Here is a 19981-nt window from a genome sequence, read left to right on the forward strand (position 1 = left end):
TTGAAAATTTTCATCTAGTTCATTTATTATGGTATGTTGATTGGAGTGGAGGGTAATCGACTCCTACCATGAAAATAAAGTTCTAATATATGGAAAAATGGCAATACTAAGGTAGACGCAGCTCATTCATTTTTTTGAGGAGAGCGCCATATTCTAAGATCTAATGAAGTTGGAGAATAATTTTAAGACACTTTTGGTTCCACAATTGTCACTGTGTAACCTAAACTCTCTAATCTTCGTAGTGAATGCCTAACAACGGATTGTTGTCTTTGTTTGTCGAAGTAATCTTCTCCTAAATCTACATACATTTCTTTTCGTGTTAAGAGATAATAGGAGATTCGTAATATCGCATGAGCTACAACGATTCCTGCACGCTTTTTACCTTTACGTGAAGCTGTTCGCCGGTAAAGTGCACCAAGGTAGTTTTTGGATCCTCGAACAGAATGAGCTGCTTCAATCAGTGCTGATTTAAGATACTTGTTTCCATTCAACGTTTTAGATGATTTACGTTTTCCAGCACTTTGGTTATTTCCAGGAACTAATCCAGCCCATGAACACATTTGAGGTGCAGTAGGAAATTGCTCCTTTATATTTGTACCAAGCTCTGCAAGCATTTGTTCCGCCATTTTTCTCCCAATACCAGGAATGGAATCTAAACGGTCTATATCTTCTTGAGAGTCTTCCATCCTTTTCGCTATCTCTTTATCTAGTTTATCGATTTGATCCGTCAGGAAATCGATATGATCTAGAATCGTTTTTATCATGAACCGTTGGTGTTCTTGAACATACCCTTGAAGTGCGAGTTTCAATTCATCCTTTTTCTTCTTCATTACTCCTCTCGCAAAGGTTGTTAACTCTTCGAGATCATCATTTCCTTCGGATATGGATCGAAGCATATCACGAGCAGAAACTCCCATAATGTCAGAAACAACAGAACCAAGTTTGATATTAGCTCCTTCTAACACTTTTTGAATCCGATTATATTGTCTGGCACGCTCTTCAATAATACTTCGACGATAACGAACAAGTTCACGTAATTCTCGCTGGTTTCGATCAGGAATAAAACTAGCTTTAAGTAAACCGTGACGAAGTAATTTGGCTATCCATTCGGCATCTTTCACCTCCGTTTTACGCCCGGGGACAGCCTTAATGTGTTGAGCATTCACAACTAGATATTCAATATCTTCTGCTTCTAGTAGATTGACAATAGGTTTCCAGTAGACACTTGTACTTTCCATTGCCACATGGGTACACTTATGTTTCTTCACCCAGTCCACCAACTCAATTAGATATATGGTTTTAGTTGAAAAAGTTTCAATCTCCTTTCCTTCTGTTGTAATGGCACAAGCGGTAATGGTATCCTTGTGGACATCCATACCACAAGCATTCTCAATGATTACATCCATTGAAAACATCCTTTCTACGGCAAATAATAATGGAGGCTGGCGCAACAACCAGAATAGGGTTAATCTACCATGAGTGCTTCCCTTAAAGGGAGCAACAGTCTGTGATGCACCGTGGTCGAAGGAGTCAGACTGCGGGTAGGGCTCTCACGCACCAAGGAGTCTCGACCTTCCTCATCCAGCCGTAGCATCAGTATAGCCACACAATAACTATTTTCATTCTCTGTGGTGTATAGCTGTTTTCGCGATACATGAATGACTGCGGGAAAAGCACGAGTTGAAGACCCCGCAAAAAAGCGAACTTTGCTTTTTGAGGAGGCTGAAACCGTGCCCGCGGAAAGCGATTACCCGCAACGGAAATCAGCATCGCACACACACCGAGCAGTCACTAAACCGATGGTTTTGTAGTAACTTTTATTATTTCGTTACGTCGCATTTTATATATTTTCGCAATAATATTTTCAAAAGTACCCCAAAAGAAAAATCCGAATTGATTCGAATTCTAAATAAGAATTTCGAACCAGTTCGGATTTTGATATGATTAAATCATCATTGTCACAGAAGCTTCCGCTTTTCTTTCTAATTTGTTGGAGATTCGGACTGTTGATAGCTTTTAGCTAGTGCAGCTTCTTTTTCTTCTTCATCAGCTGAACGAACCCTTTTCAAGTAAAAAGATAGGACAAAACCCAAGATGGCAAAGCCAGTTGCAACCATGAAGGAATCGTTAATCCCTTCAATAGTAGCATGCTGCACCGCATAAGCCATTTGCTGATCGTTTGGAACGCCGTTCGGTAAGAATTCACTCATATGATCCTCACGACGATTACTCATGACCGTAACGAGGAAGGCTGTTCCTATTGCTCCAGAAACTTGACGAAGGGTATTCGCCATCGCTGTTCCATGGGAATATAAACGCATTGGCAATTGGTTTAAGCCTGCCGTCATAATTGGCATCATGATCATGGAAATCCCGACCATACGTGCACTATAAATGAACATCATATACCCATAGGTCGTTGAGTCAGATAGATCGGTTAAGCCAAACGTTGTTAGGGCAGTAATAAACAACCCGACTAAAGCGAGAGGTCTTGCCCCGATTTTATCAAATAGTTTCCCTGTAATAGGAGACATAACTGCAGAGATTAATGCTCCAGGTAGAAGTAATAAACCAGATTCTAGCGGTGTAAAACCGCGAATCAGCTGCAAGTATAATGGAATTAAAATCATGGCTGCAAACATGGCCATGGTTACAACGACATTGATGACGGTCGATAAAGTAAACATACTATATTTGAAGACGCGGAATTCTAACATCGGTCTTTCCATCCGAAGCTGTCTGGTTACAAAGAATATCATAGCAACCGCCCCAATAATTAGGGTTGCAACCACTTGTTCATCCCCCCAGCCTTCGTTACCTGCTCTACTGAAGGCGTAAAGTAGCCCGCCAAAGGCAAAGGTTGAAAGGATAATGGAAAAAATGTCGATCTTCGGATTAGAAAGCTTGGTTACGTTTCTTAATAAGAAAAAGGCTAAAAGGACATCTAAGATAGCAATCGGTAAAATGATGAAAAACAATAAACGCCAAGAGTAATTTTCTACAATCCACCCAGATAATGTTGGTCCGATGGCTGGTGCGAACATCATCGCTAGACCAATTAAGCCCATTGCTGCTCCTCGGTTTTCAATAGGGAATAGACTTAAAATAACATTGGTTAATAGCGGCATCATAATCCCTGCCCCTGCCGCTTGAACAACTCTTCCCATTAAGATAAGAGAAAAGGTTGGAGACACCCCACAAATTAAGGTACCAATCGCGAAAAGGGTCATCGCCGTTAAAAATAGTTGTCTCGTACTAAATTTCTCCATCAAAAAAGCAGTGATTGGAATGGCAATCCCGTTCACAAGCATAAAAATGGTCGTTAACCATTGGGCCGTATTTTCCGTTATATCTAAATCTACCATCATGACTGGTAATGCAATATTCATTAACGTTTGGTTCAAAATAGCGACAAATGCCCCAAGAACCATAACGAATATAATCGGCCCCTTGTTTACCTGAGAGGCTTCAATATACGTACTTCTATCCATTTTGTTCATCTCCATCTGTCTTGATATTCTTGATGATTTTTTCATGTAAAGAAAGGAGTAATTCTACTTCGTGATCATCTAAAGCATGAAGGCCAGACAATCTTTCCATATATTCTTTATAGGCCTCGACCTTTTGCAACACACCATCTTCGGTTAAGCGCATGACAAGTGCGCGGCGATCCTGCATCGATCGGTTTCTCTCGATATAACCTGCCTTGACAAGGCGCTCCACTGTTTCACTGACAGTACTTTTACTTGTTGCGACTTTATTCGCTAACTCGATCAAACCTATATCCGGACTTTCATGAAGTATCCTTAATATTTGTAACTGTAGCGTAGTTACTCCTAAATCCTTCGCATTGCTTCTGACGTGTATGAGGAAGTTTCGATTTACCGCTCGAAACGATTGTATAATGCGATTAATTTTTTCATTTTTATCCATTAGAAAGACCCCTTTAACATAAAAATAGTTCCTGTACGAACTATTCACCGCAAGAACTATTATAGTCCTTCATAATAAGAAATCAAGAGCATAAATCAAAAAAATAATATGTAAGCGAAACCAATTTTTTATCCCTTCCGACAAGGGATCATTTAAATAATGTTGAAACAGGCTTGGACACCTAGAAAGACGTCGAACATTTTGTCACGACACATCTGTTGTTTTGACAAAAAATTGAGAAAGGGTGTGCTTTAATAGACGGAAGAGAAGGAGTGGTGTGTAATGATGGATTCAGTAACGGGTAACGAATCCAAATCCATGTTGGTGGATAAGAAGAGGATAGAATCTTGGAGAAGAAAGCTTTCGGATAAAACGAAATTGTTTTTCTTAGAGAAGGGGTGGCTTTTGTTTCTCGTCGGATTCTTACTTGGACGAGCGATTGTATTGTCATCGGTATCCCCATTTGCTCTTTCGTTTTTAGCATCCGTTTGGTTTATGAGAAAGGACAAGTCCTTTAAGGTTATGCTGGCCACCGTTATTGGTGCATTAACGCTTAGTTGGCAGCATGGTGTATTTGTCGTGATTGCATCATTTGTATTCATATTCTTTGCTTCCTTATGTAAGACAATGGATCATCAGCAAAGAATTTTACCAATTATCGTGTTTTTTGCTAGTGGATTACCACGCATCCTAACGCTTTCCTTTACGAGCCAGCTATCCACGTATGAATGGATGCTAGCAGCAGTAGAAGGAGTGTTGAGTGCGGTCTTAGTTCTTATTTTTATGCAAAGCATTCCATTATTATCACCAAAACGTTATAAACCGTCATTAAAAAATGAAGAAATCGTTTGTATGATTATATTGTTAGCTTCCGTCCTTACGGGGACGATTGGTTGGGAAATCCAAGGTGCCTCCATGGAACAAATTTTTTCCCGCTATCTCGTACTATGGCTATCTTACGTAGGTGGAGCAGCCATCGGGTCAACGGTGGGAGTAGTAGCCGGATTAATTCTAAGTTTAGCCAATGTGGCTAGCCTTTACCAAATGAGCTTACTAGCGTTTTCCGGATTGTTAGGGGGACTCCTTAAGGATGGGAAAAAGATAGGAGTAAGTCTTGGACTATTTGTTGGAACACTCCTTGTAGGGATATACGGAAATGGGGTAGACACGATTCTGTCCTCTCTACTGGAGACGTTATGTGCAGTGCTGTTGTTCTTCTGTACGCCTGAGAGCTGGATTAAAAAAATATCCAGATACATACCAGGTACGCTCGAACATTCCAAGGAGCAAGAACAATATTTACAAAAGGTTCGCGATGTAACTGCGAGTAGAGTAGAACAGTTCTCCAATGTGTTCCAGGCGTTATCCAAAAGCTTCAATCACGAACAAAAAGCAGCGATGGAAGAAGAGCAAACAAAAGATATAGACTTCTTTTTGAGTAATGTTACCGAGAAGACGTGTCAATCTTGTTTTAAAAAGGAAGTGTGCTGGGCACAAAAATTTGATAAAACCTATGATTTAATGGCAGAAATGAAGGATGAATTGGAAACTGGAAATCAGCCAAACAAGGTTTTACAATCCAACTTTGATAATCATTGTGTAAAATCCAAGCGAGTTGTCGAAACGATGAAGCATGAGCTATCGTTTTACGAAGCGAACAAAAAGTTGAAAAAACAAGTGACAGAAAGCCGTCAGTTCGTAGCAGATCAACTTCTAGGAGTTTCTGAAGTCATGGGAGATTTCGCGAAAGAAATTGTGAAAGAAAGAGAAAACCATGAACAGCAGGAAGTGGAGATTGTTGCCGGGTTAAACCATATGGGCATTGAAATAGAAAAGCTAGATATTTATAGCCTGGAAAAAGGCAATATTGATATTGAAATGAATTTATCCTTTTACAACTACCATGGGGAAGGACCGAAACTTATTGCACCGATGCTTTCCGATATTTTAAAAGAAGCCGTCGTTGTGAAAGAAGAAGAAGTTTCTCCATTTCCAAACGGCTATTGTTATTTATCGTTTGGTTCTGCGAGAAAATATGTGATTGAAACAGGAGCAGCTCATGCAGCCAAAGGAGGCGGACTCGTCTCTGGTGACAGCTTCTCTACGATAGAACTAGGTGCTGGAAAATACGCGATGGCCATCAGTGATGGAATGGGTAATGGAGAAAGGGCACATGAGGAAAGTGTCGAAACACTAAGACTTCTCCAACAAATATTGCATTCTGGAATCCAAGAACAAGTAGCCATTAAATCAATCAATTCTATTTTGTCGTTGAGAACGAGTGATGAAATATTTTCGACGCTTGATTTAGCGGTAATGGATTTGCATAATGCAGCCGTTCGTTTTCTCAAAATAGGTTCTACCCCTAGCTTTATTAAACGAGGAAAACAAATTCAAACGATCGAAGCAAGCAATTTACCAATTGGAATCATTCAAGACTTTGATGTAGAAGTTGTTAGTGATCAGCTTAAGGCCGGAGACTTATTAATCATGATGAGTGACGGTATTTTTGAGGCACCGAAGCATATCGAAAATGTAGATGTTTGGTTAAAACGGATTATTAAGGAAATCCAAACGGATGAACCACAGGAAATTGCAGACATTATATTAGAAGAAGTCATCCGGAATACCTCTGGAGAAATAGATGATGATATGACGGTATTAGTTTCCAGAATTGATAAAAACAATCCGAAGTGGGCACCAATTCCAACTTACACAGAAAAGGCGCTGTAGGATTTTATATTTTGATAGATGAATAGGTATATTTCTCCTCTTACTGGGTGACACTGAGGGTAAGCAAACTCTTTCTGTTTGGGAATCTAGCAAAGGAAAGGGCAGTAAAAAGAGGAGGAATTATCTATGAAAAAAGGTACGTTGAAGCAAATTCTATTAATTACGGACGGGTGCTCCAATAAGGGAGAAGATCCATCAGCAGTAGCGGCATTGGCTTTTCAACAAGGGATTACAGTAAATGTTATTGGAATCATGGAGGATCAGTCGGAGGATCCAGCTGGACTTCAAGAAGTAGAAGAGATTGCTTTATCTGGTGGAGGTGTGAGCCAGATCGTGTATAAGCAGGCACTCTCTCAAACTGTACAAACCGTAACGAAGCAAGCGATGACGCAAACGCTGCAAGGAGTCGTCAATCAGGAGCTGAAGCAGATATTAGGTCCTGATCAAAGTCTAGAGGAGTTACCTCCAGAGCAACGCGGGGAAGTGATGGAGGTGGTAGAAGATCTAGGAGAAACGTGTGATCTAGAAGTATTAGTGCTCGTTGATACAAGTGCTAGTATGGGAAATAAGATTCATACCGTTCAGGAAGCATTAATTGATTTGTCTGTTAGTTTAAATGCACGTATTGGAAGAAACCGATTTGCGATATATGCGTTTCCGGGTAAACGAAAAGATATTAACAAGGTTCTAGATTGGTCGCCAAAACTAGAATCCATCTCTTCTGTTTTTCCGAAGCTTACCAGTGGTGGGATTACACCAACAGGTCCAGCGTTGAAGGAAGCCATGTATCAATTCGGTAAAAAAAGCTTAAAAAGGAGCTTCATGAGGGAAGATGAACCAGGCATCGAAGAAGCAGGGTATTAATCTTAGACCAGGTAAGGTGATTGTTGGGAAATGGCATCAACATCAATATGTCATAAAAAAGAGACTCGGTCATGGCGCGATCGGATCTGTCTTTCTTTGTGAAAGGAATGGAAGAGATGCTGCTTTAAAAATTAGTGAGAAGAGCTCATCGATCACAATGGAGGTTAACGTACTCAAAACGTTTGAAAAGGTCCAAGGGAATCGCCTTGGGCCTTCTTTATTGGATGTGGACGATTGGGTGACACCAAGTGGAAAACAGCTGTCGTTTTATGTGATGGAATATTTAAAGGGTGAGCAGCTACCGAGTTTTTTTCAGAGTCATGGAGAAGAATGGTTAGCAATATTTGTGTTACAGCTCTTAGATGATTTGACGGAATTGCATCAGGCAGGTTGGGTATTTGGGGACTTAAAGACCGAGAATTTAATCATTACCTCCCCTCCACCACGATTGCGTTGGATTGATGTCGGAGGAACGACACAAATCGGAAGATCGATTAAGGAATATACGGAATTTTATGATCGTGGATATTGGAATTTAGGGTCTCGTAAAGCAGAGCCTTCTTATGACTTGTTCGCACTAGCCATGGTCATGGTACGAATTTTCTATCCAAAGGGATTTGAACGAGGGAAAAACCCCGAACGCACACTGATGGGGTATATCCAGCAATCTTCTGGATTGAAAAAATACGAACCGATTCTTAAAAAAGCATTTTATGGGAAGTATGCGACAAGTGAAGCGATGAAAAAAGATTTATCGACATTGCTGTTGAAGTACTCCGATCAAACTAAAAAGCGAAAAAGTCAGCCGCAGGCACGGTCCCAAGCGCAGACGAAGGTTAGGGCCAAACCTACTCGATCCTCATACAAAGCGCCTGCTCCTAAACGGAAAAGCTTTGTTGTGGTGGAGAGCTTCGCGATATCGTTTGTTGTTTTTCTCTTTTACATGTTCTATTTGTTTTTAACGTGAGCACTTTCTCATAGTATGCCGATATTGATATAGACTGCGACATAACTAAGTAATAATTTATTGAAAAAGTAATGAAGTGAAGCTTGCGCTTCGGCAGAATACTTCGCTTTCCGCAGCGCCGGTTTAGCAGTCAACTTGATAAGGGAAATAAAGAGTCACTATTTTGTTATGTCGCAATTTATATCCACTTAATATCAACTAACTAGTAGAAAATAAATACTTGGAAAAGCAGCGGTCTTTTAGAACACAGCTTAACGTAAGGAAACGGACTTTGTTTTGCTTATTTAGAACGTGTAGTGATAGGATATCTTTATAGAGGAAACGAGAGAGCGGAGGAAAGAAGCGATGAGAAAGGCTGTCGAGTCTTTTGTAAAAAAAAATCAGTTATTACATAAAGGTGCTACGGTATTGGTCGGTGTATCTGGTGGACCAGACTCTATGGCACTTTTACACGTGTTAAATTCTCTTCAAAAGACGTGGCAGCTACGCCTCATCGCCCTTTCAGTTGACCATGGGCTAAGAGGGGACCAATCTAAACAGGATGTTGCTTATGTACGAGATATGTGTTCCAAATGGAATATTGAATGTAACGAAACCTATGTAGATGTTCGAACGTACAAAGAGAAGGAAGGAAAAGGTACCCAAGTTGCTGCGCGTGAATTAAGGTATAAATATTTTCAAGACCAAATGGAAGTGTGGAAGGCTGATTATTTAGCGCTGGGCCATCATGGAGATGATCAAGTAGAGACCATTATGATGAGGCTTGCGCAACGTACGGATCCAGCTAGCTTAACAGGGATCCCTATCCAAAGGACATTTGCGAATGGAAGGCTTATTCGGCCTCTTTTGTGTGTGAATAAAGAAGAGATTGAAGCTTATTGTCGGGAGCAACATATCGAACCGAGAAGAGATCCCTCCAATCAAGAAGATGTGTACACCCGAAATTATATTCGACTACATATTCTCCCTCTTTTGAAACAAATGAATCCAAGTCTGTCTGTTACGGTTCAGAAGTTAACAGAACGGATAGCGGACGATGAGGACTATTTGTTGGAAGAGGCAAAAAAAGTGTTGGATGAAGCGGTTATTTTTGAACGAAATACGATTCGGTCTTCCATTAATATAGAAAAGTTTGGACAGTTTCCCATTGCTTTACAAAGGAGAGCCTATCATCTAATATTGAATTATCTATATCGTTCCGTGCCGAAGGATCTTAGTTACATACAAGAAGAGCAGTTGTTTGAACTGATAGAAAACAGGCCGAATAAGACGATTCATCTTCCCGGTGGATTAATAGCGGTGAAAGCTTATGATAGGGTTAATCTCTATTTTCAGTCGGAGCTGGAACAAAGTGAGCAAACGTCTTATTCTTATTCCCTACCAGTACCAGGAAGAGTCATATTACCAGATGGTTCTATGATGAAGGGAGAGGTAGTTGGGAATGCTACTCCAAAAGGAAATGATAAGTTTGTATGTGACCCTCAGTCTGTGGAATTACCTATTCATATTAGAACGAGAAAACTAGGCGATAAAATCCGTTTGAAGGGCCTAAATGGATCGAGAAAACTTAAGGATATTTTCATTGATGAGAAAATTCCTCTAGCCGAAAGAGACACATGGCCAGTGGTCACGGATGCTACAGGAACAATCCTTTGGCTGCCGGGTCTTAAGAAAAGCTCTATAGAGCGCGCAAACGATAGCCTTTCCACGGAATATCTTCAACTTGAATATATTAAGAATAGCAGCATGTAGGAGGGTACCATAATGAACCAAGATATTGAGAAGGTATTAATTTCACAGGAAGACATCCAACAAAAATGCCAAGAAATTGGGGAAGCTCTAACGAAGGAATATCAGGATAAGTTTCCATTAGCTATCGGGGTCCTTAAGGGAGCTATGCCGTTTATGTCCGATGTACTTCGTTATATGGATACGTATATCGAAATGGATTTTATGGACGTATCTAGCTATGGTGGAGAAATGAAGTCTTCCGGTGAAGTAAAGATCGTAAAGGATTTGGATACGAAGGTAGAAGGAAGAGATATTCTCATTATGGAGGATATTATTGATAGCGGTCTAACTTTAAGCTATCTAGTTGACCTATTCAAATACCGCAAAGCAAAATCAATTAAGATTGTAACACTGTTGGACAAGCCAGAAGGAAGAACCGTTGACATTAAAGCAGACGTTGTTGGTTTCCAAGTTCCAAACGAATTCGTAGTTGGTTATGGGCTGGATTATCAAGAAAAATACCGAAATCTGCCATACATAGGTGTGTTGAAGCCAAGGGTTTATAAAGGGGACGAATAGTCTTGTCTAATCCAGAATGAAGTCCGGGTTTCTAACATATCTTAGAAGGGTAATTAGTTGTACTGTTACTTTTTAATATGGTACTATTTACTATAGTTTTCTCGTTTGGGAGGAGGTAGGCAATGAATCGAATATTTAGAAATGTAATTTTTTATTTCCTAATATTCCTAGTTCTAATAGGAGTTGTTGGTGTATTTAGTGGACAAAACAACCAACAAAAGGAATTCAATGTACAAGACTTTACCCAGGCGTTAAGCAAGGGTGAAATAGAAGAAATGGTTATGCGGCCTTCTAATGGGGTCATGCAAATCACCGGAACATTAAAAGAAGGGGAAGACCAAACCTTTATTACAAATATTCCGGAAAACACAGATATTGTTGCCAATATTACAGAGCAAGCTACCGATCAAGGTATATTATCTGTTCAAGAAGAAGAGCAACCAAACGGATGGGTTCAATTCCTAACTGGGATTATTCCGTTTGTTATTATATTTATCTTATTCTTCTTCCTATTAAACCAAGCTCAAGGCGGCGGAAGTCGTGTGATGAACTTTGGTAAGAGCAAGGCTAAGCTCTATAGTGAAGAGAAGAAAAAGGTTAAATTTAAGGATGTAGCAGGAGCAGACGAAGAGAAGCAGGAACTAGTAGAGGTTGTAGACTTCTTGAAAGATCCTCGTAAGTTCTCCGCAATTGGTGCACGTATCCCGAAAGGGGTTTTATTAGTAGGACCTCCAGGTACAGGTAAAACCTTGCTTGCGCGTGCAGTTGCAGGGGAAGCCGGAGTACCATTCTTCTCGATTTCCGGTTCCGATTTCGTGGAAATGTTTGTAGGGGTCGGTGCATCTCGTGTACGTGACTTGTTTGAAAATGCGAAGAAGAACGCACCATGTATTATCTTTATTGATGAGATTGATGCTGTAGGTCGTCAACGTGGTGCAGGTGTTGGTGGCGGTCATGATGAACGGGAACAAACGTTAAACCAATTACTTGTTGAAATGGATGGGTTTGGTGAAAATGAAGGGATCATCATCATTGCTGCAACGAACCGTCCAGATATTTTAGACCCTGCCTTACTAAGACCGGGACGTTTTGACCGTCAAATCACGGTGGATCGCCCAGACTTAAATGGAAGGGAAGAAGTACTTAAAGTCCACGCTCGTAATAAACCATTAGCTGAATCTGTTGATATTAAAACGATTGCAATGAGAACACCAGGTTTCTCTGGTGCGGATTTAGAAAACTTATTAAATGAGGCAGCTTTAGTTGCTGCGAGAAGTGATAAGAAGAAAATTGATATGGAAGATATCGATGAAGCAGTTGACCGTGTTATTGCCGGACCTGCTAAGAAAAGTCGGGTCATTTCTGAGAAAGAGCGAAACATCGTCGCATACCACGAAAGTGGACACACGGTTATCGGGATGGTTTTGGACGACGCAGATATGGTTCACAAAGTTACGATTGTACCGAGAGGGCAAGCTGGCGGATATGCTGTTATGCTTCCGAAAGAGGATCGTTACTTTATGACCAAACCGGAATTACTTGATAAGATTACTGGTTTACTCGGTGGCCGTGTTGCTGAAGAGGTTATTTTTGGAGAAGTAAGTACGGGAGCTCATAACGACTTCCAGCGTGCTACTAGCATTGCTCGAAAAATGGTTACTGAATACGGAATGAGTGATCGCATCGGTCCTCTTCAATTTGGAAGCTCAGGTGGTCAAGTGTTCTTAGGACGCGATATGCAAAACGAACCGAATTACAGTGACGCTATTGCATACGAAATTGATCAAGAAATCCAAAGCTTCATTAACCAATGTTACGAAAGAGCGAAACAAATTCTTACAGAGAAAAAAGATAAACTTGAATTGCTTGCGAAAACGTTACTAGAAGTAGAAACGTTAGATGCAAAACAAATTAAATCTTTATTTGAAAATGGAACAATGCCAGAAAAAGAAGTAGTTGCAGAGCAAGTGAATCCGGATACAGAAGAGGAAGGCACATCTTCTGATAAGGATGTCAAAGTAAATATCCAATCGAAAGAAGAGGAGCAAGACAGTTCCACTTCCGAAGAGGATGACAAACAATAATTTTTTAAAGCGCATGGGGGTAAATCTCTGTGTGCTTTTTTCTTTTTAACTTAATAGCAAAAACTTGCGTAACGATTAAAACATTGAGTAGTATAAAGGATGTTAAAGACTCATGTATGATGGGAATGGAATAAAGGGCAACGGGCTAATAAGTCCGTTATGTTCCGAAGTGTTTGATAGGTTGTTGAACACTTTCTAAGGATAAACCGGATATAAAGGAGCGAGTGCATCACGTGAACGATTATTTAATAAAAGCTACCGCATTTGATGGGGCTATTCGTGCCTATGCGATAAAATCAACGGATACAGTAGAAGAAGCAAGAAGAAGACATGATACTTGGGCAACAGCTTCCGCTGCACTTGGAAGGACTTTAACGATAACCATTATGCTTGGGGCTATGCTGAAAGGGAATGACAAACTAACGGTGAAGCTTGAAGGAAACGGACCAGTCGGCCCTATCATCGCCGATGCCAATGCAAAAGGGGAAGTTCGTGGTTATATAACGAATCCTCATGTCGATTTCGAATTAAATGATAAAGGGAAATTAGACGTTGCACGAGCTGTGGGACAAGGAAGCCTTAGTGTTGTAAAGGACCTTGGTTTAAAACAAAATTTCACTGGACAAGTTCCTATTGTTTCAGGGGAGGTTAGTGAGGACTTTACGTATTATTTAGCGAATTCAGAGCAAGTACCTTCTGCAGTTGGTGCAGGTGTTCTTGTTAATCCGGATCATACGATATTAGCAGCGGGTGGCTTCATCATTCAAGTCATGCCTGGTGCAGATGATCAAGTGATTAGTCATATTGAAGAAAGCATTTCTAACATCCCGCCTATATCCAGTTTGTTACGAGATGGAAATACTCCGGAGCAAATATTAGAAAAATTACTGGGAGAAGGAAACGTTAAAATCTTAGAGGAGCTTCCGGTACAATTCCAATGTCATTGTTCGAAGGAGAGACTGGAGCAAGCCATTAAGAGTCTAGGAAATGAGGAAATTGATAAAATGATCGAAGAAGACAATGGAGCGGAAGCGACCTGCCATTTTTGTAATGAGGCATACCAATTTTCAGTGGAAGATTTAGAACAGTTAAAGATCGATTGAGGAGAGGGAGAATAGAATGACGAGAAAGTTCTTATGGGGAATCATTATTCTCCTCCTTGTAACGAATTTAACAACGGTAGCCATTTGGATGATAGAACGAAACAATGCATTGCCGTCCCCGATGGGTGTTGAAGTGAATACAGATGAACCTGTTGCGACGATAGGAAAAGAAGAAATTTTCTATGAAGAGTGGGTGAAGGACCTAGAAGCTAACTATGGGAAGAAAGCGTTAGAAGAGTTGGTGAATAGAGAGGTTGTGTCACAGTTAGCAAAAGAGGAAGATATTGAAATCAACGATAAGTTGGTAGAAAGAGAAATTTCCTTGCTCTTTACGATGGAAGGGCCCTTAACGGAAAAACAAATTGAAGCAAAAAGGAAAGAGTGGGAAAAAGAGATTCGTTACCGGCTTACACTGGAAGAGCTTTTGACAAAAGATATTGAAGTAGAGAGCGGAGAAGTGGAAAGCTACTACAATGATTACAAAGGCCAATACGACTTTAAAGAATCCATCCAACTGTCCCATATCGTCCTTCCAGATAAACAAACAGCCGAAAAAGTCTACGATGAATTAGAAGCAGGGGCATCGTTCGCGGCGTTAGCGAGAGAATATACCATGGACGAAGAAACAAAAGCGAATGGAGGATACTTAGGATACTATACGGAAAACGACACATTTCTGTTGGAGGAGTATTACAATAAAGCGATGGAAATGGAAGAGCATACGTATAGCGAGCCATTTTTAGGAGGCACCGGTACTGTCATTCTCTACTTACATCGAAAGCTCCCGGATATCACCTTCGAGTATGAAGAATTAGAACATCATATTCAACGAGAATTGGCATTGGAACAAATCGAACCAGCCATTTCGGCTAAGTCTTTGTGGAATGAAAAAGATGTGAAGTGGATATTTGACGAGTAAAGTCGGTTTATTTTGGTTGACTTTTCTTTCCAATCCACGTAAATTGATAGTAAATCCTACAAAAATACTTGGAATTGGGAGTGGATAGAATGAAAGTTGCTCAATCTATTGCGGATCTTATTGGGAATACCCCTATTGTGAAGTTGAATCGAACAGTCGACCCTGACGGTGCGGATATTTATTTGAAATTGGAATTTATGAACCCTGGAAGCTCTGTAAAGGATCGTATCGCCCTAGCTATGATCGAAGCGGCAGAAGAAGCTGGAGAGCTGAAAGAAGGCGATACCATTATTGAACCTACTAGTGGAAATACTGGGATAGGACTAGCCTTAGTGGCCGCTATAAAAGGATACAAAGCAATCTTAGTAATGCCGGATACGATGAGTATGGAAAGACGTAATTTACTCCGAGCTTACGGAGCGGAATTAGTCCTTACTCCTGGTGCAGAAGGAATAAAAGGTGCTATTAAAAAGGCAGAGGAACTTCAGAAAGAGCATGGTTATTTCATGCCTCAACAATTTAACAACCAAGCAAATCCTTCTGTTCACGAGCGTACAACTGGTAAAGAAATTGTGGAGCAAATGGGAGACCAATTAGATGCTTTCATCTCTGGGATCGGGACTGGTGGAACGATTACAGGTGCTGGTAAAGTGTTGAAAGAAGCCTATAAAGACATCAAAATCTACGCTGTAGAACCTAAAGGATCCGCTGTTTTATCTGGTGGTAATCCAGGACCTCATAAAATACAAGGTATAGGTGCTGGTTTTGTACCAGAAGTGCTGGACACAGAAGTATATGATGGTGTGATTACAGTTGAAAATGAGGAAGCCATCGAAACCGCTCGTGAAGCAGCCAAAAAAGATGGGTTGTTAGGTGGCATTTCATCTGGTGCAGCTATCTTCGCCGCTAAAAAAGTAGCCAAAGAATTAGGAAAAGGTAAAAAGGTTTTAGCGATCATTCCGAGTAACGGAGAAAGATACCTATCCACTCCTCTTTATCAATTTGATGCCGAATAATGAACATCAACCCTTACAAGACTTTTGTAAGGGTTTTTAAATGAAAACAAATGAAACAATCGGTTAGAATAGAGATAAAATGTAAAAAGGAAGATGAAACGTGTCTTTTATCCTGAAAGCTGGAGGGAAAGAGTATGACCTTCAGGACAAAACTTATGTAATGGGAATAATTAATGCAACACCAGACTCCTTTTCGGATGGCGGTCAATTTAATCAAGTAGAATCAGCTGTAAAGCATGCCCTTGCCTTGCAAGAGCAAGGAGCGGATATTTTAGATATCGGTGGAGAGTCAACGCGGCCTGGACATGCTCCGGTTAGTGAACAAGAGGAAATAGAAAGAGTGGTCCCGATAATTGAGGCTATAAAAGAAGAAGTGGACCTTCCCATTTCTATCGATACATTTAAGGCGAAGACAGCCGAGGAAGCCATTCGTGCTGGTGCTTCTTTGATTAATGATGTCTGGGGGGCCCGCCGAGAACCTGCTATTGCTAAAATCGCGGCGAAATACCGAGTTCCAATCATTTTAATGCATAATCGGACAAACCCATCCTATACGAATCTGATTGAGGACTTAATGGACGATTTAAAAGCTAGTATTACGATTGCACAGGATGCAGGTGTTCCGGATGAACATATTATAATAGATCCAGGAATTGGATTTGCGAAAACAGTGGAAGAAAATCTAGAGACCATGAGACACTTGGATCAATTTCATCAATTAGGCTATCCCCTTTTGCTAGGGACTTCAAGAAAATCCTTAATTGGTAAGTTGTTAGATTTCCCGGTTGGCGAAAGAGATGAAGCGACAGGAGCGACTACATGTTATGGAATAACGAAGGGAGTCCATATGGTTCGCGTACATAATGTGGAAATGAACGTAAGAATGGCTAAAATGATGGATGCCATAATCGGTAAGGGAGGAAAAAGAAGTGGATAAAATCTATGTAAATAAGATGGCGTTTTACGGTTATCACGGACTTTTTCCGGAAGAAAATAAGCTTGGCCAACGCTTCTATGTAGATGCAATTTTAGAACTTGACCTTCGAAAAGCTGGTAGATCTGATAAAATGGAAGATTCTATTCATTACGGGGAAGTATACGAGCTGACGAAGAGAATAGTAGAAGGGGAAGCCCTGAATTTAGTGGAGACTCTAACAGAGACCATCGCTCAAGCATTATTAGGGCATTTTTCCCTGTTAGAGGCTTGTACAATTAAAGTGACCAAACCAGATCCGCCTATCCCTGGGCATTATGATTCTGTTGCGGTAGAGGTTTACCGGGAGCGGAGCAAATGAACACGGCTTATTTAGCATTGGGATCAAACATAGAGCCGAGGATAGACTACTTAGAACAAGCCATTAATAGGTTGAATACCGAAGACAACATAGAAGTTGTGAGAAAATCCTCCATTTATGAGACAGAACCGGTTGGATATACCAATCAGGAGCAATTTCTAAACATGGTAGTCGAAGTAAAAACATCTAAGCAACCACTAGAATTACTAGAAACCTGCCAACATATAGAGAAAACATTAGGTAGAATAAGAGAAATTAAATGGGGTCCACGTACAGTAGACCTAGACATATTGCTTTATAATCAAGAAAGTATTAAAATGGAGCAATTGGAAGTCCCTCATCCAAGAATGCATGAACGAGCTTTTGTGCTAATTCCGTTAGCGGAACTCCATAACCGCATAGTTATCCCAACACGAAACAAAAGCGTTTCAGAAATTCTAGAGGCGACATCATCACAAGACAAAGAGGGAGTAGTAAAATGGGTGCAGAAGCTTGGGGAAGACGAATAAAAGCTTATCGAAAGCTTAAAGGATATACACAAATACAATTTGCGCAGGAACTGGGAATATCTGTCTCTGTATTAGGAGAAGTGGAAAGAGGTAGTAGGATTCCAGACTCAGCTCTTATCGATCAAATTTGTAAAACTTTAGATATTCCTGTAGAGGAACTTTTAGCAACAAGTAATTAATAAGAAGGAACACATAGGTGATATGGAACTCGTGCAGAGCTAGAAGAAATCTTATTTAATTTTGTTGCGAACCTATAAAAGAGGTTAAGGTTTCTTAAGAGGCTCTTTGTTGACACGATGCAGCTCGTTTTCTATACTAAACCATAAGCTAAGGCTGCCAGTGGTCTACTGGCAGCTTTTATTTACATTGGATTATAGCAGGCGGTTCGGGTAATAAATGAGGATCATATAAAAGAAGAAAATCTTTTACATAAAATAAAATGGAGTTGAATAGCATGACGGAAGAATTAAATGATCACATGCGGGTTCGAAGAGAGAAGCTGCAGTCGTATTTGGAAAAAGGTATCGACCCATTTGGAGGAAAGTTTGTACGTACGCATCTAGCGGAAGAATTAAAAGAGGCTTTTGATCAGTTTAGTAAGGAAGAATTAGAAGAAAAGAAAGTGGAAACGACGATTGCTGGTCGTATCATGACAAAACGTGGTAAAGGGAAAGCTGGATTTACTCACATTCAAGATCTAAGTGGTCAAATTCAACTATACGTTCGAAAAGATACTGTTGGGGAAGAAGCCTATGAAATTTTCAACCAAGCGGACTTGGGGGATATAGTAGGTGTAACAGGTACTGTCTTTAAAACAAATGTTGGAGAGCTATCTGTTAAAGCTACTACATTTGAAATTCTATCAAAATCACTTCGCCCGTTACCGGAGAAGTTCCATGGCTTAAAAGATGTGGAGCAACGTTATCGTCAAAGATACCTAGACTTGATTACTAATCCACAAAGTCGGGACACGTTTGTATCAAGAAGTAAGATTATACAGTCTATGCGTCGTTATTTAGATAATGAAGGATTCTTAGAAGTAGAAACACCTATGATGCACGGGATTCCTGGTGGTGCTTCTGCTCGTCCATTTATTACACACCACAATGCATTAGATATTCCTTTATATATGCGAATCGCGATTGAATTACATTTGAAACGTCTAGTCGTTGGTGGATTAGAGAAGGTATATGAAATCGGTCGTGTTTTTCGTAATGAAGGTGTGTCCACGAGACATAACCCAGAGTTCACTATGCTAGAGCTATATGAAGCATATGCGGACTTCCACGATGTCATGAGTCTAACTGAAAACCTAATTGCTCACATCGCCGAAGAAGTGACAGGTTCTACAACGGTTGAATACGGAGATTATCAGGTAGACTTAAAACCTGAATGGGAAAGGCTTCACATGGTCGATGCTGTAAAAGACGTAACAGGTGTCGATTTTTGGAAGCAAATAAGTGATGAAGAAGCGAAACAACTTGCGAAAGAACACGGGATTGAAATACAAGACACGATGACTTTTGGTCATATTGTGAATGAGTTCTTTGAACAAAAAGTAGAGGAAACATTAATTCAGCCTACATTTGTGTACGGTCACCCTGTTGAAATTTCTCCTCTTGCGAAGAAAAATAAAGAGGATGAACGTTTTACTGATCGATTTGAATTATTCATAGTAGGCCGTGAACACGCAAATGCGTTCTCGGAATTAAATGACCCGATTGATCAAAGGGAACGTTTTGAGGCACAAGTAAAAGAAAAAGAACAAGGAAATGATGAAGCACACGTAATGGATGAGGACTTCCTAGAAGCACTTGAATACGGAATGCCTCCAACTGGAGGATTAGGCATAGGGATAGATCGCCTAGTCATGTTATTGACAAACTCTCCATCTATTCGTGACGTCCTTCTATTCCCGCAAATGCGTAATCGAGATTAATCAGTAAAGCTCTAGCTTATGGCTAGAGCTTTTTGTATGATGTTGTTTCTCTATATAAAGCCTATTCGCGGAGGATTTAAATGAATGTTTAATGTATAGGGAAGTGTGCAACAATGTGTTGTATCTATACCATAATTTTCATGGAATATATCTATTGATTTAGACTTTAATTCGTGATAAATTATTAAACGTTGCTCTGCTAAACAGAATGATATTCATTAAGCGGACTACAAATAAGTTAAATAACATGTTGACTTTGATAATCCAACATGTTATATTAATTTAGTCGCCATTTTGAACGGCGGACAT

17 protein-coding genes are annotated in these 19981 nt (G+C 40.2%); 14 read left to right on the plus strand and 3 right to left on the minus strand.

The window, feature by feature from the left end:
• Positions 1 to 182: 182 nt before the first annotated feature.
• The 3 genes from KO561_RS20275 to KO561_RS20285 form a co-directional block, all read right to left on the minus strand.
• Complete coding sequence (locus tag KO561_RS20275) at positions 183 to 1406, minus strand: IS110 family RNA-guided transposase (RefSeq protein ID WP_231097353.1); 1224 nt, start codon at positions 1404 to 1406, stop codon at positions 183 to 185.
• 576 nt (positions 1407 to 1982) lie between these two features.
• Positions 1983 to 3491, minus strand: coding sequence for a DHA2 family efflux MFS transporter permease subunit (locus tag KO561_RS20280; RefSeq protein ID WP_231097355.1), 1509 nt, complete (start codon positions 3489 to 3491; stop codon positions 1983 to 1985).
• The gene (locus KO561_RS20285; RefSeq protein WP_231097356.1) at positions 3484 to 3933 is read right to left on the minus strand and encodes a MarR family winged helix-turn-helix transcriptional regulator; all 450 of its coding nucleotides are present in this window, start codon (positions 3931 to 3933) and stop codon (positions 3484 to 3486) included. Before KO561_RS20285 ends, KO561_RS20280 begins: the two co-directional genes overlap by 8 nt.
• Positions 3934 to 4215: 282 nt before the next feature.
• Here KO561_RS20285 and spoIIE point away from each other — a divergent pair, with 282 nt between their 5' ends.
• The 14 genes from spoIIE (at position 4216) to lysS (ending at position 19672) form a co-directional block, all read left to right on the plus strand.
• On the plus strand, positions 4216 to 6666 hold the full coding sequence (spoIIE, locus tag KO561_RS20290) for a stage II sporulation protein E (RefSeq protein ID WP_231097357.1): 2451 nt from the start codon (positions 4216 to 4218) through the stop codon (positions 6664 to 6666).
• A 126-nt stretch (positions 6667 to 6792) separates the two neighbouring features.
• Positions 6793 to 7530, plus strand: coding sequence for a VWA domain-containing protein (locus tag KO561_RS20295; RefSeq protein ID WP_231097358.1), 738 nt, complete (start codon positions 6793 to 6795; stop codon positions 7528 to 7530).
• Entirely contained in the window at positions 7499 to 8497 is a 999-nt protein-coding gene (locus KO561_RS20300) for a serine/threonine-protein kinase (RefSeq protein WP_231097359.1), read from the plus strand. The genes KO561_RS20295 and KO561_RS20300 overlap by 32 nt, the downstream gene beginning before the upstream one ends.
• Before the next feature lie 345 nt (positions 8498 to 8842).
• Positions 8843 to 10249: a tRNA lysidine(34) synthetase TilS gene (gene tilS / locus KO561_RS20305; RefSeq protein WP_231097360.1), complete on the plus strand. Its 1407-nt coding sequence runs from the start codon at positions 8843 to 8845 to the stop codon at positions 10247 to 10249.
• Positions 10250 to 10261: 12 nt separating this feature from the next.
• Positions 10262 to 10807 carry a hypoxanthine phosphoribosyltransferase gene (gene hpt / locus KO561_RS20310; protein ID WP_231097361.1) on the plus strand — a complete coding sequence of 182 codons (546 nt, stop codon included), beginning with the start codon at positions 10262 to 10264 and terminating at the stop codon, positions 10805 to 10807.
• A gap of 122 nt (positions 10808 to 10929) precedes the next feature.
• Complete coding sequence (gene ftsH / locus KO561_RS20315; RefSeq protein WP_231097362.1) at positions 10930 to 12891, plus strand: ATP-dependent zinc metalloprotease FtsH; 1962 nt, start codon at positions 10930 to 10932, stop codon at positions 12889 to 12891.
• 233 nt (positions 12892 to 13124) lie between these two features.
• The gene (gene hslO / locus KO561_RS20320; RefSeq protein ID WP_231097363.1) at positions 13125 to 13994 is read left to right on the plus strand and encodes an Hsp33 family molecular chaperone HslO; all 870 of its coding nucleotides are present in this window, start codon (positions 13125 to 13127) and stop codon (positions 13992 to 13994) included.
• A gap of 16 nt (positions 13995 to 14010) precedes the next feature.
• Complete coding sequence (locus KO561_RS20325; RefSeq protein WP_231097364.1) at positions 14011 to 14913, plus strand: peptidylprolyl isomerase; 903 nt, start codon at positions 14011 to 14013, stop codon at positions 14911 to 14913.
• An 89-nt stretch (positions 14914 to 15002) separates the two neighbouring features.
• Positions 15003 to 15929 (plus strand): cysteine synthase A, encoded by a 927-nt coding sequence (gene cysK, locus KO561_RS20330; protein WP_231097365.1) that lies wholly within the window; start codon positions 15003 to 15005, stop codon positions 15927 to 15929.
• Between the two features lie 160 nt (positions 15930 to 16089).
• A complete protein-coding gene (folP, locus tag KO561_RS20335; protein WP_231097400.1) occupies positions 16090 to 16866 on the plus strand; it encodes a dihydropteroate synthase in 777 nt (258 codons plus the stop codon).
• Positions 16859 to 17224, plus strand: a complete 366-nt coding sequence (folB, locus tag KO561_RS20340; protein ID WP_231097366.1) for a dihydroneopterin aldolase — start codon at positions 16859 to 16861, stop codon at positions 17222 to 17224. The genes folP and folB overlap by 8 nt, the downstream gene beginning before the upstream one ends.
• Positions 17221 to 17733 (plus strand): 2-amino-4-hydroxy-6-hydroxymethyldihydropteridine diphosphokinase, encoded by a 513-nt coding sequence (gene folK, locus KO561_RS20345; RefSeq protein ID WP_231097367.1) that lies wholly within the window; start codon positions 17221 to 17223, stop codon positions 17731 to 17733. The genes folB and folK overlap by 4 nt, the downstream gene beginning before the upstream one ends.
• Positions 17703 to 17912, plus strand: coding sequence for a helix-turn-helix domain-containing protein (locus KO561_RS20350; protein ID WP_231097368.1), 210 nt, complete (start codon positions 17703 to 17705; stop codon positions 17910 to 17912). The genes folK and KO561_RS20350 overlap by 31 nt, the downstream gene beginning before the upstream one ends.
• A 275-nt stretch (positions 17913 to 18187) precedes the next feature.
• Positions 18188 to 19672, plus strand: coding sequence for a lysine--tRNA ligase (lysS, locus tag KO561_RS20355; protein WP_231097369.1), 1485 nt, complete (start codon positions 18188 to 18190; stop codon positions 19670 to 19672).
• Positions 19673 to 19981 lie beyond the last annotated feature (309 nt).

It is taken from the genome of Radiobacillus kanasensis (assembly GCF_021049245.1).
Taxonomy (GTDB): Bacteria; Bacillota; Bacilli; order Bacillales; family Amphibacillaceae; genus Radiobacillus; species Radiobacillus kanasensis.